This is a genomic window from Sphingomonas hankookensis, from assembly GCF_001619955.1.
Taxonomy (GTDB): Bacteria; Pseudomonadota; Alphaproteobacteria; order Sphingomonadales; family Sphingomonadaceae; genus Sphingomonas; species Sphingomonas hankookensis_A.
The window spans coordinates 90,907-103,331 of the sequence record NZ_LQQO01000008.1; the positions used below are offsets into that span (position 1 = coordinate 90,907).

General features: G+C 66.6%; 13 protein-coding genes. 11 read left to right on the plus strand and 2 right to left on the minus strand.

Annotation, left to right across the window (positions count from 1 at the left end; genetic code table 11):
- Positions 1-180 precede the first annotated feature (180 nt).
- From miaB to AVT10_RS06420, 9 genes are all read left to right on the plus strand, one after another.
- On the plus strand, positions 181-1,488 hold the full coding sequence (gene miaB, locus AVT10_RS06380) for a tRNA (N6-isopentenyl adenosine(37)-C2)-methylthiotransferase MiaB (RefSeq protein ID WP_084401419.1): 1,308 nt from the start codon (positions 181-183) through the stop codon (positions 1,486-1,488).
- Positions 1,485-2,057 carry a hemerythrin domain-containing protein gene (locus AVT10_RS06385; protein WP_066689455.1) on the plus strand — a complete coding sequence of 191 codons (573 nt, stop codon included), beginning with the start codon at positions 1,485-1,487 and terminating at the stop codon, positions 2,055-2,057. The genes miaB and AVT10_RS06385 overlap by 4 nt, the downstream gene beginning before the upstream one ends.
- A 107-nt stretch (positions 2,058-2,164) precedes the next feature.
- Positions 2,165-3,223 (plus strand): NAD(P)-dependent alcohol dehydrogenase, encoded by a 1,059-nt coding sequence (locus AVT10_RS06390; protein WP_066689456.1) that lies wholly within the window; start codon positions 2,165-2,167, stop codon positions 3,221-3,223.
- A gap of 223 nt (positions 3,224-3,446) precedes the next feature.
- A complete protein-coding gene (locus AVT10_RS06395; RefSeq protein ID WP_066689457.1) occupies positions 3,447-4,448 on the plus strand; it encodes a PhoH family protein in 1,002 nt (333 codons plus the stop codon).
- Positions 4,449-4,499: 51 nt separating this feature from the next.
- Positions 4,500-4,772: a type II toxin-antitoxin system VapB family antitoxin gene (locus AVT10_RS06400; protein WP_066689458.1), complete on the plus strand. Its 273-nt coding sequence runs from the start codon at positions 4,500-4,502 to the stop codon at positions 4,770-4,772.
- On the plus strand, positions 4,756-5,151 hold the full coding sequence (locus tag AVT10_RS06405; protein ID WP_066689459.1) for a type II toxin-antitoxin system VapC family toxin: 396 nt from the start codon (positions 4,756-4,758) through the stop codon (positions 5,149-5,151). Before AVT10_RS06400 ends, AVT10_RS06405 begins: the two co-directional genes overlap by 17 nt.
- A complete protein-coding gene (ybeY, locus tag AVT10_RS06410) occupies positions 5,148-5,660 on the plus strand; it encodes an rRNA maturation RNase YbeY (RefSeq protein ID WP_066689460.1) in 513 nt (170 codons plus the stop codon). The genes AVT10_RS06405 and ybeY overlap by 4 nt, the downstream gene beginning before the upstream one ends.
- Positions 5,661-5,670: 10 nt before the next feature.
- Positions 5,671-6,579: a hemolysin family protein gene (locus tag AVT10_RS06415; RefSeq protein ID WP_066689461.1), complete on the plus strand. Its 909-nt coding sequence runs from the start codon at positions 5,671-5,673 to the stop codon at positions 6,577-6,579.
- 390 nt (positions 6,580-6,969) lie between these two features.
- Positions 6,970-8,313: a PQQ-dependent sugar dehydrogenase gene (locus AVT10_RS06420; protein WP_066689462.1), complete on the plus strand. Its 1,344-nt coding sequence runs from the start codon at positions 6,970-6,972 to the stop codon at positions 8,311-8,313.
- Between the two features lie 70 nt (positions 8,314-8,383).
- On the opposite strand, the gene AVT10_RS06425 is transcribed toward AVT10_RS06420, so the two are convergent.
- Positions 8,384-8,686: a polyhydroxyalkanoic acid system family protein gene (locus AVT10_RS06425; RefSeq protein WP_066689463.1), complete on the minus strand. Its 303-nt coding sequence runs from the start codon at positions 8,684-8,686 to the stop codon at positions 8,384-8,386.
- A 23-nt stretch (positions 8,687-8,709) separates the two neighbouring features.
- Entirely contained in the window at positions 8,710-9,042 is a 333-nt protein-coding gene (locus tag AVT10_RS06430; protein WP_066689464.1) for an SMR family transporter, read from the minus strand.
- Positions 9,043-9,537: 495 nt separating this feature from the next.
- Between AVT10_RS06430 and lnt the strand changes: the two genes are divergently transcribed.
- Positions 9,538-11,064, plus strand: coding sequence for an apolipoprotein N-acyltransferase (gene lnt, locus AVT10_RS06435; protein WP_232307901.1), 1,527 nt, complete (start codon positions 9,538-9,540; stop codon positions 11,062-11,064).
- 75 nt (positions 11,065-11,139) lie between these two features.
- Positions 11,140-12,351 carry a methionine adenosyltransferase gene (gene metK, locus AVT10_RS06440; protein WP_066689466.1) on the plus strand — a complete coding sequence of 404 codons (1,212 nt, stop codon included), beginning with the start codon at positions 11,140-11,142 and terminating at the stop codon, positions 12,349-12,351.
- Positions 12,352-12,425 lie beyond the last annotated feature (74 nt).

Consider the following 12,425-nt stretch of genomic DNA (forward strand, 5'->3'; position numbering starts at 1 on the left):
CGCTGTCGCGGCAAGCGCAACCTCTCTGCGCCTCCGCGCCTCTGCGCGAAATCTAACTCCTTCTTCTCTTCGCGCCTTCGCGCCTTCGCGCCTTCGCGCCTTCGCGTGAACCAATCTTCTTCGACCGACCAAAACGCGCAACCCTTCCGACCGCGCGCCAAATCCGGTAAAGGCCCGCCGATGACCACCCCGAAAACCTTCCACGTCAAATCGTTCGGCTGCCAGATGAACGTCTATGACGGCGAACGCATGGCCGAGCTGATGGCGGCTGAGGGCATGACCGCGACCGACGAAGCCAATGCCGCCGATCTGGTCGTGCTCAACACCTGCCACATCCGCGAAAAGGCGACCGAAAAGGTCTATTCGGACATTGGTCGCCTGCGCAAACACGGGTCCGACCCGATGATCGCCATCGCCGGCTGCGTCGCGCAGGCAGAAGGGGCGGAGATCGTCCGCCGCGCGAAGGTCGATGTGGTGGTCGGCCCGCAGGCCTATCACAACCTGCCGAAGCTGGTGGCGGACGCGGCGGCGGGCAAGCCCGCGCTCGACACCGACATGCCGGCCGAATCTAAATTCGGCCATTTGCCTGCCCGCCGCCGCAGCGGCCCGTCGGCGTTCCTGACGGTGCAGGAAGGCTGCGACAAATTCTGCACCTATTGCGTCGTGCCTTACACACGGGGGGCAGAAATCAGCCGCTCCTTCGCCCGGATCATCGATGAGGCGAAGGCGCTGGTCGATGGCGGCGCACGCGAGATCACGCTGCTGGGGCAGAACGTCAACGCCTGGACCGATACCGATGGTCGCGGCCTCGACGCGCTGATCCGCGAGCTGGACCGCCTGCCCGCGCTGGAGCGGATTCGCTACACCACCAGCCATCCCAACGACATGACGCAGGGCCTGATCGACGCGCACCGCGACGTCGAGAAACTGATGCCGTTCCTGCACCTGCCGGTACAGGCGGGCAGCGACCGGGTGCTCAAGGCGATGAACCGCAGCCACACCGCCGACAGCTATCTGCGCCTGCTCGACCGTGTCCGCGCCGCCCGGCCCGACATCGCGCTATCGGGCGACTTCATCGTCGGTTTCCCCGGCGAAACCGAAGCGGAGTTTCAGGAAACGCTGCGCCTCGTCGATGCGGTCGGCTATGCGCAGGCGTACAGTTTCAAATACTCGCCCCGCCCCGGCACCCCCGCCGCCGACATGGCGGGCGAGGTTCCGATGGAGGTGATGGACGACCGTCTGCAGCGCTTGCAGGCGTCGCTGCTGCGCGACCAGAAGGCGTTCAACGACGCGGCGGTCGGCCGCACCTGCACCGTGCTGGTCGAACGCGCCGGCCGCCACGCCGGACAGATGCTCGGCAAGTCGCCCTGGCTGCAATCGGTCCATTTCGACACCGACGCCCGCATCGGCGATATGGTCGAGGTGGAGATCGTCGCCGCCGGTCCGGTGTCGCTGTCCGCCGTCGAACGGATGCGGGCGGCGGCGTGAGCGACGCCCACGCGCTGGCGACGCGCGACGGCATCACCGACGACATCGCCTATCTCCGCGCCGCCTATCCCCGCGGCGACTGGGCGAAACACGTCAATTTCGGGCAGCTGTGCGACTTCTGGCTGCACGTGCATCAGTCGCTGCGGACCGAAGGCGGCGCAGTCGAGGGGATCATCGCCGATTTCCGCGAAGGCCGCCTCGACGCCCAGGCGTTTCCGCACCGCTTCGTGCCCGCGCTCAACCAGTTTCTGGGGCACCTCGACGGGCATCACCGGATCGAGGATGCGGTCTATTTCCCGAAGTTCCGCGCGCTCGACCCGCGCATGCAACGCGGTTTCGACCTGCTGGAGGCCGATCACCACGCGATCCACGACGCGCTCGAAACCACGCTCGGCAGCGCGCGCGGCCTGCTCGCCAGCCTGAGCGAACCGAACCGCGACGCTCGCGTGGTCGACACCCATGCCGACCATGCCGCGCTCTTGACCCGGCTGCTGCTGCGCCATCTGGCGGATGAAGAGGATCTGGTGATCCCCGCGATGCTCGAACATGGCGAACGTCGCGTCGGCTGAACGCTTCGCCACTTAAATCAGCAACTTGATATACTATATCGGCAACCAATTCGCCGGGCCGGCATTGCACGCGGCGGAATGCTCTCATTCACGGAAACACCAGCATCATGACGACCCCTGCCAAGGGCTATGCCGCCCAGTCGGCCGACAGCAAGCTCGCCCCCTTCTCGTTCGAACGCCGCGATCCGCAGCCGAACGACGTCGCGATCGACATCCGCTATTGCGGCGTCTGCCACAGCGACCTCCATACCGCGCGCAGCGAATGGCCCGGCACGCTCTACCCCTGCGTTCCGGGGCATGAGATCGTCGGCACGGTGACCGCCGTCGGCAGCGACGTGACCAGGTTCGTCGTCGGCGACACGGTCGGCGTCGGCTGCATGGTCGACAGTTGCGGCGAATGCCCGTCCTGCCATGACGGCGAGGAGCAATATTGCACCGGCACCGGCTTCGTCGGAACCTATAACGGTCCCGATCCGGTCATGGGCGGCCACACCTTCGGCGGCTATTCCGACCATATCGTCGTCGACCAGGACTTCGTGCTGAAGATCCGTCATGACGAGGCCGACCTCGCCGCCGTCGCGCCACTGCTGTGCGCCGGCATCACCACCTATTCGCCGCTCAAGCATTGGGGCGTCGGTCCGGGGCAGAAGGTCGGCATCGTCGGCCTGGGCGGTCTCGGCCATATGGGCGTCAAGATCGCGGCGGCGATGGGCGCCGAGGTCTATGTCTTCTCCACCTCGCCCAACAAGCGCGACGATGCGATCCGACTGGGTGCCAAGGACCTGATCGTGTCGAAGGACGCCGATGCGATGGGCGCGCATGCCGGCAGCTTCGACTTCATCCTGAACACCGTCGCCGCATCCCACGACCTCGACCAGTTCCTCGCCCTGCTCAAGCGCGACGGCACGATGACCCTGGTCGGCGTACCGGAAACGCCGCACCCCTCGCCCTCGGTCGGCAACCTCGTCTTCGGTCGTCGCTCGCTCGCCGGTTCGCTGATCGGCGGCATCGCCGAGACGCAGGAGATGCTCGATTTCTGCAACAAGCATGGCCTGACCGCCGATATCGAGATCATCGACATGGCGGAGATCGAAACCGGCTTCGACCGCATGGCGAAGAGCGACGTCAAATATCGCTTCGTCATCGACATGGCGACGCTGGGTTGACGCCCGTCGGGGGGATGTGCGGCGAACCGCGCTCCCCCCGTCATTTATCGCTGTCCCGCCGCCGCGCGCTCTGCCACATTGGCGCCGATGCAGTCGCACCGCGCCGTCTCTGGGCCAATGATCCGCCTTCGCGCGTTGATGGCTCGATGCGCGAGTTCCGCCACCTTCCTGCTCTCCCTGGCCGGGCGCATCCTGCGTGCCGGCCTTTTCGCGAAAGGATCGCATGAGCCGCAAGCCCGTCCCCGCCCAAGCCGGTCAGCGCGCCCGCGCCGAAATCAGCTTCGACAAGCCGCAGCTCCTCTCCCGCCTGTTCGGCGAATTCGACGCCAATTTGCTGGCGCTGGAGGAACGGCTGGGCGTCTATATCACCGCGCGCGGCGATCGGGTCGGGATCGAGGGATCGGCCGAGGCCGTGGCCCATGCGCGTGAGGTACTGAACGAACTCCACCGCCGCATCCTGCGCGGCGAAGAGGTCGATCCCGGCCTGATCGATGCGGTGATCGCCATGTCGTCGCAGCCCGCGCTCGACGGCATCTTCCGCGCCGAAAGCGGCCAGGGCGCACCGTCGATCATGATCCGCACGCGCAAGAAGACGATCGTGCCGCGCACCGTCGCGCAGGCCAGCTACATGCACCAGCTGCTGTCCAACGACATCATCTTTGCTCTCGGGCCGGCGGGCACCGGCAAGACCTATATCGCCGTCGCGCAGGCCGTGGCCCAGCTCATCACCGGCAGCGTCCAGCGCCTGATCCTGTCGCGCCCGGCGGTCGAGGCGGGCGAGAAACTGGGCTTCCTGCCGGGCGACATGAAGGAAAAGGTCGACCCCTATCTCCGCCCGCTCTACGACGCGCTGAACGACTGCCTGCCCGCCGAACAGGTCGAACGCCGCATCCTGTCGGGCGAGATCGAAATCGCGCCGATCGCCTTCATGCGCGGCCGGACGCTGGCCGACGCCTTCGTCATTCTCGACGAAGCGCAGAATACGACGCCCGCGCAGATGAAGATGTTCCTGACCCGCTTCGGCCAGAACAGCCGCATGGTGGTATGCGGCGATCCCAACCAGACCGACCTGCCCGGCGGCGTCCAGGCATCGGGCCTCGCCGACGCCACCCGCCGGCTGGAAGGGATCGAGGGCATCGCCTTCGCCCGCTTCGGCGCCGGCGACGTCGTCCGCCACCCGATCGTCGGGCGCATCGTCGAAGCCTATGAGGGCAAGGATGCTTGATGCGGAGTATATCCCGCATTAGGTTGCGGGATATACCGTTCGGAGGATGCCATGGCGTCGCTGTATATCAAGGACCCTGAAACCGCGGCAGCCGTAGCGCGCGTGGCCAAGCGTCTTGGTACTAGTAAAACGCAGGCCGTGCGCGATGCCATCCGCCGGGTCGAGGATGATCTCGACAAGGCGACACGCCGCCAGAACCTGCACGAATGGATGCGGGAATATCGCAAGAAAAATCCTCTTCCGCCTCCGACCGGACTGAAAGCGGACAAGGCGTTTTACGACTGGCTGTCCGGAGAGGAAGACGTCGTTGACCCTGTTCGTTGATGCGTCAGCACTAGTGGCGATGATCGCTGGCGAACCGGAGGGCGGATCGATGATGGATCGGGTAATGCATGACGCCGATCCGATTTGGTCCGCAATGACCGAATGGGAAACCGTTCTGGCGCTCTGCCGGTCCTATCGCTACCCCATCGAGCGCGCGCGTCAGGAGGTACGCGACACGGCCGCGGCGGCGGCATTACGGCGAGTTGACATCGGCACCGAAGAGTCAAAGGCCGCGCTAGACGCGTATGATCGCTACGGCAAGGGTCGCCACGAAGCGAAGCTCAACATGGGCGATTGCTTCGCCTATGCCTGCGCCCGTACCAACAACGCCGAATTGCTCTACAAGGGCGACGATTTCGCAAGGACCGACCTGAGATGATCGACATTGCCGTGCAGGCAGAGGCCGACTGGCCGCAGGACATCGCCTGGGAGGCACTCGCCACCCGCGCCGCCACCGCCGCCATTGGCCGGACGCCGCAGGGTGCATGGCTGACCGATCCCGCGTTGATCGAGATCGCGGTCCGCCTGACGTCGGATGACGAGGTCCACACGCTCAACCGGCAGTACCGGCAAAAGGACAAGCCGACCAACGTCCTGTCCTTTCCGATGATCCAGCCCGACCTGCTGTCGACCGTCACGCAGAACAGCGACGATGGCGAGGTGCTGCTGGGCGATATCGTGCTCGCCCACGGCGTCTGCGTGGGCGAAGCGGAGGAACGCGGCATTTCCGTCGCCGATCATGCCACGCATCTGATTGTCCATGGCTGCCTGCATTTGCTAGGCCATGACCATCAAAATGATGCCGAGGCGGAAGCCATGGAGGCGATCGAGCGTTCCACGCTCGCCGAACTCGGCCTGCACGACCCCTATCCCGTTACAGAGGACTGACACGACCATCATGGCCGACGTTTCGACCAGCACCGCGCCCGGCGACAGTAGCAGCTCCGAAGGGGGCATATGGCGGGGGCTGCGCTCGCTGATCTTCGGCACCGACGCCAGCGAGACGCTGCGCGAACGGATCGAGGAAGTGATCGCGGCGCATGAGGACGAAAACGATGCACCGGTCGCGGGCGACCTGTCGCCGATCGAGCGCAAGATGCTGCGCAACATCCTGCATTTCGGCGAACGCGATGCCGGCGACATGGGCGTGCCGCGCGCCGATATCGTCGCGCTGGAGGAGAACACGCCCTTCGCCGATGTCGTGAAGCTGTTCGCCGAAGCGGGACACAGCCGCCTGCCAGTCTATCGCGAAAAGCTCGATACCATCGTCGGCATGGTGCACGTAAAGGACGTGTTCGCGATCCTTGCCAAGGGCGAGGAGCCTCCCCCGACCGCGATCAGCCTGCTGCGGCAGCCGCTCTATGTGCCGCAGTCGATGGGCACGCTCGACCTGCTGGCGCAGATGCAGGCCAGCCGCACCCATCTCGCCATCGTGCTCGACGAATATTCGGGCACGGACGGCCTCATCACGATCGAGGATCTGGTCGAGGAGATCGTCGGCGCGATCGAGGACGAGCATGACGAGGCGCCGACCGACCTGTTCGTGCCGCTGGACGGCGGTGCGTGGGAGGCCGATGCGCGGGCGGAGCTGGAAGACGCCGCCGAACTGATCGACCCGCGCCTGGGCGAGGTCGAGGAAGATGTCGAGACGCTGGGCGGCCTCGCCTTCGTGCTCGCCGGCGAAGTGCCGAAACAGGGCACCTGCCTCGACCATCCCTCGGGATGGCGGATCGAGATCATCGCCGCCGACACCCGCCGCGTCCTGCGCCTGCGCCTCCACCCCCCGTTGCCGGCGGTCGAGGAATAGCCCGCCGCGCATCCTGCGCCGACCTTCCCCCCTTCCGTCACCCCGGGCTTGACCCGGGGTCCGCTTTTTCGCCGTCGGGGCCAACGACGCGGGCGCTTTCGGCCTGATCGCCGCAATCGATCACATCGCGCGAAACTACGCGTTCCGGTGCCATGATACGGTCGTATTCTTTGGGTACGGTTCCTGACGTAACAAGCCACTGGTTACAGCTGAAACCATGGCCTAAGGCGGGGACATCCCCCGCATAACGAATCGGATGGAGCCGCGGGACGCGGCGCTGACGATGGTCGCGCCCTCCCTACTGCATCCGACGGGCCGCCGATGCTGCTCCCTTGGCATCGGCGGCCCTTTTCGCTTTGCCGCGCGGGGGCGCGCTTGTATCCACGCTCCATGCGCAAACATGCCGTCCGTTTCGGAATCGTCCTGCTGGTCCTTGTCGCCGGGCTGGTCTTCTATCTCACCCGCCCCGACCGGGCACAGCTGAGCGAAAACGCCGTCGCCGGCCGCGTGCCGCAGCTGTCGCAGGTCCGCAAGCAGACGATCCCCACCGTCCGCGTCGCCGAACCGACCGGGTGGCAGGACGGCCAGACCCCGACCGCCCCGGCGGGCCTGCAGGTCCAGGCGTTCGCCAAGGGCCTCGACCATCCGCGCTGGCTCTACCGCCTCGCCAATGGCGATGTGCTGGTCGCCGAAACCAACAGCCCCCCGCGCGAGGGCGGCGGCATCACCGGCTTCTTCATGCGCCTGTTCATGAAACAGGCCGGCGCCGGCGCCCCGTCCGCCAACCGCATCACCCTGCTGCGTGACGCGAATGGCGACGGCGTGGCGGAGGGGCGCTCGACATTGCTCAGCGGGCTGAACTCGCCCTTCGGCATGGCGGTGGTCGGCGACTGGCTGTACGTCGCCAACACCGACGCGCTGGTCCGCTATCCCTTCCGCGTCGGGCAGACCCGGATCACCGCGGATGCGGAAAAAATCGTCGACCTGCCCGGCGGCGGCAATCACTGGGCGCGCAACGTCGTCGCCGATCCCGATGGCGAGTCGCTGTACGTCAGCGTCGGCTCGGCCTCCAACATCGCCGAAAACGGGCTGGAGATCGAAAAGAACCGCGCCGCCATCTGGCAGGTCGATCCGGAAAAGAAGAGCTTTCGCATCTACGCCACCGGCTTGCGCAACGCGAACGGCATGGCGTTCGAACCGCGGACGAAGGATTTGTGGGCGGTCGTCAACGAACGCGACATGCTCGGCTCCGACATGCCGCCCGATTACCTGACCAAGGTGGAGTTCGGCGGCAACTATGGTTGGCCGTGGCATTATTGGGGCGGTTATATCGACGACCGCGTCCAGCCGCAGCGCCCCGACCTGCGCCAGTATGTCGCCCGCCCCGACTATGCGCTCGGCGCCCATGTCGCGCCGCTCGGCCTCGCCTTTACCGGTGACATGCGATTGGGCGACCGTTTCGCCAATGGCGCGGCGATCGGCCTGCACGGATCGTGGAACCGCGTGCCTCCCTCGGGCTACAAGGTCGTGTACGTGCCCTTCGCCGCCGATGGCGGTTTCCCCGCGAAGGATGCGAAGCCGGTCGATCTGCTCACCGGCTTCCTCTCGGCCGATGGCAAGCAGGCGTTCGGCCGCCCGGTGGGCGTCATCGCCGACCGCACCGGCGCGATGCTGGTCGCCGACGATGTCGGCAACGTGATCTGGCGGGTCAGCCAGCCGCTGGCGACGCGCTGATCCGCACGCCGCCCTTCTCCCCAGGCGTCACCCCAGCGCAGGCTGGGGTGACGTCGGTGGCGTTAGGGACCTACTTCAACAACGCCGGCCCGTCGCGGCCCAGCTTCTCCTTGATCTTGTTCGCGAACATGGCCAGCATCGGCGGCAGGTCGAGCACCGCATGGACATGGGCGTCGTGCATCTCGCAACGTGCCTTGACCGTCTGCCCCATCCCGCTGACCGTGAAGTGCAGCGTGTCGCCGTCCCAGCGCTTGTCGTGCATCACGCCGCCGGGGATCATGTTCGCCAGCTTGTCGATGCCGCCATCGATCCGCTGCCGCACGCCCGCACGACCCAGTTTGTGGGGGATATCGACTTCGACCGGTTGGTTCATGGAAACTCCTCTTCGCGCCTTATTTAGTGCGCGACGCTCTTGGAAAACAGGTTCATCACGATCACGCCCGCGATGATGAGCGCCATGCCGAGCATCGCCGGGACGTCCAGCCGCTGCCCCTGCCAGCCCCAGGCGATGCCCGCGACCAGCACGATCCCGACCCCCGACCAGATCGCATAGGCGATCCCCGTCGGCATGGTCCGGAGCGCCAGCGACAGGCAGTAGAACGCCACCGCATAGCCCGCGACCGTCACCAGCGACGGCCCGATCCGGGTAAACCCCTGCGTCGCACGCATGGTCGAGGTGGCGATCACTTCGGCGACGATCGCGATGGCGAGCCAGGCATAGGCAGTCATGGGCTCGGGATAGCAGCTAAGCCCGCCGATGGCGCGTGGTTCTCGACAAGCTCGAACCGAACGGGGCTGAGTTCTGGCGCCCCCCCACCCCGATCCCGTTCGGTTCGAGCAGCTTCGAGCCTGTCGAGAAGCGTCCATCGAGAACGCCGCGCTCGGGGAAGTCCGGTCCCAACAGGCTCGAACTGAACGAGGCTGAGTTCTGGCGCCCCCCATCCCGATCCCGTTCGGTTCGAGCAGCTTCGAGCCTGTCGAGAAGCGTCTGTCGAGAACGCCCCGTTCGGGGCAGTCCGGTCCCAACAGGCTCGAACCGAACGAGGCTGAGTTCTGCCGCCCCCACCCCGATCCCGTTCGGTTCGAGCAGCTTCGAGCCTGTCGAGAAGCGTCCGTCGAGAACACCGCGTTCCGGGCACCCCATTCTCGACAGGCTCGAACCAAACGGAACACGATGGAACCGCCCCCTTGCACCCACCCCCCGCAAGCCGGATATGCACCCGCGTGCCCGCTCTCCTCGCCCTGCTCGCCGGCCTGACCTCGGCCCTTGGTTTCGCGCCGCTCCAATGGTGGCCGGTCACGCTCGCCGCGCTGGCGCTGTGGCTGTGGGTCGTCCATCAGGCGCCGACGCTGAAGGCGGCGCTGTGGCGCTCCTGGCTGTTCGGCGTCGCCCATTTCACCATCGGCAACAACTGGATCCAGCACGCCTTCGACTTCCAGGACCGGATGCCGCCGGCCCTCGGCTATGTCGCGGTCGTCGGCCTCGCGCTCTACCTCGCCATCTACCCGATGCTGGCGGGTGGCATCGCGTGGAAGCTGGGCCGGCGCAGCGGGCGCCCCGACCTCGCCTATGTCGCCATCGCCGCAGCGGCATGGATCGCGACCGAATATGCGCGCGCCATCGTCTTCACCGGCTATGCGTGGAACCCGATCGGCGTGATCTGGGTCCCGACCCCGCTGCGGGGGCTGGCGACGATCACCGGTACCTACACCCTGTCGGGCCTGACCGTGTTGCTCAGCGGTACGATCCTGCTCGCCCCGACACGCGTCCGACGTACCGGCGTGCTGGCGGTATTCGCGCTGCTGATGGGCTGGTTCCTGTGGCGGGGCGATACCCCCGCCCGGATCGCCGCCACCCCCGATGCCCCGCGCGTCCGCGTCGTCCAGCCGAACTTCCCGCAGGAAGCGGTCCGCAGCCCCGGCTACGACCAGCGCCTGCTCGAAAGGCAGATCGAGCTCTCCGGCACCCCCGGCCGCGCCCCGCGCCTGATCGTCTGGCCCGAAGGCACGGTGAACTATTATCTCGAGGACGGCTACCCGCCCGAATGGTATGACGCGCCGCCCGCGCTGCTGCGCGCGCGCATCGCCAGCATCCTCGGCCCCCGCGACGTCGCGCTGGTCGGCGGTACCGCACTGAACTTCGACCCGCGCAGCCAGCTGACCGGCGCGGGCAATTCGGTGTTCGCCCTCACCCCCGACACCCGCATCGCCGGCCGCTATGACAAGGCGCATCTGGTCCCCGGCGGCGAATACCTCCCGCTGCGATCGATCCTCCAGCCGCTCGGCCTGTCACGCCTCGTCATGGGCGACATCGACTTCGCCCCCGGCCCCGGCCCCGCCACCCTCACCCTGCCCGGCTTCGGCCAGGTCGGCATGCAGATCTGCTACGAGATCATCTTTTCAGGCCAAGTCGTCGACCGCGCCCATCGTCCCGCCTTCCTGTTCAATCCGTCGAACGACGCCTGGTTCGGCACCTGGGGGCCGCCGCAGCACCTCGCCCAAGCCCGTCTCCGCGCGACCGAGGAAGGGCTGCCGATCCTGCGCGCCACCCCCACCGGCATCTCGGCGGTGATCGACGCCAGCGGTGCGCTGGTCGCGACCATCCCGGCGGGCCGCGCCGACGCGATCGAGGTGCCGCTGCCTGCCCCCCACGCCCCCACACTGTTCGCGCGGGTCGGCAACTGGATGGCGCTGCTGGCGATAGTTTTGCTGTGCGGCCTTGCGATTGCCATCCGCCGCCGCGCGCGCTAGGGCACCGACATAAGGAAAGCTTTATATGCGGCATGGCAACGGCCGCGTGCTTTCCCTCTAGCCTAGAGGAAGTCCATGCGTTCCAATTATCTCTTCACCTCGGAATCGGTTTCCGAAGGCCATCCCGACAAGGTCGCGGACCAGATTTCCGATTCGATCGTCGACCTGTTCCTGTCGAAGGACCCCGAAGCGCGCATCGCCTGCGAAACGCTGACCACGACCCAGCTCGTCGTCCTCGCCGGTGAAATCCGCTGCAAGGGCGTGTTCGAAAACGACCAGTGGGCCGAGGGCGCCGAGGCCGAGATCGAACGCACCGTGCGCGAAACCGTGAAGAAGATCGGCTATGAACAGTCGGGCTTCCACTGGGAAACCTTCCGCTTCGAAAACAACCTGCATGCGCAGTCGGCGCATATCGCGCAGGGCGTCGACGCATCGGGGAACAAGGACGAAGGCGCCGGCGATCAGGGCATCATGTTCGGCTTCGCCTGCGACGAAACGCCGGACCTGATGCCGGCCACGCTCGACTACAGCCACAAGATCCTCGCCAAGATGGCCGCCGACCGCCATTCGGGCGCCGCGCCGTTCCTCGAACCCGATGCCAAGAGCCAGGTCACGCTGCGCTTCGAAAACGGCAAGCCGGTCGCCGCGACCGCGATCGTCGTCTCGACCCAGCATGCCGCCGGCTACGACAATGGCGACAAGGAAGCCGAGCTGCACAATTACGTGAAGTCGGTCGTCGCCGACGTGCTGCCCGCCGACCTGCTGTCGGACGCGACCGAATACCACATCAACCCGACCGGCAGCTTCGAAATCGGCGGCCCGGACGGTGATGCGGGCCTGACCGGCCGCAAGATCATCGTCGACACCTATGGCGGCGCCGCCCCGCACGGCGGCGGCGCGTTCAGCGGCAAGGACCCGACCAAGGTCGACCGTTCGGCGGCCTACATCACCCGCTACCTCGCGAAGAACATCGTCGCCGCCGGCCTCGCCAAGCGCTGCACGATCCAGCTCGCCTATGCGATCGGCGTGTCGAAGCCGCTGTCGCTCTATGTCGACACGCACGGCACCGGCACCGTCGCCGACGACGCGATCGAAACCGCGATCGCCGGCATCGAGAAGCTGGGCGGCCTGACCCCGCGCGGCATCCGCACGCATCTCGGCCTCAACAAGCCGATCTATCGCCCGACCGCCGCTTACGGCCATTTCGGCCGCAAGCCCGAAGGCGACCTGTTCCCGTGGGAAAAAACCGATCTGGTCGACGACCTGAAGGCCGCGCTCGCCGCCTGATTTCCGGTCGACACCGTTCGAAAAAAGGGGGAGGTTCGCCGGCGACGGCGGGCCTCCCTTTTTCATGACCGCCG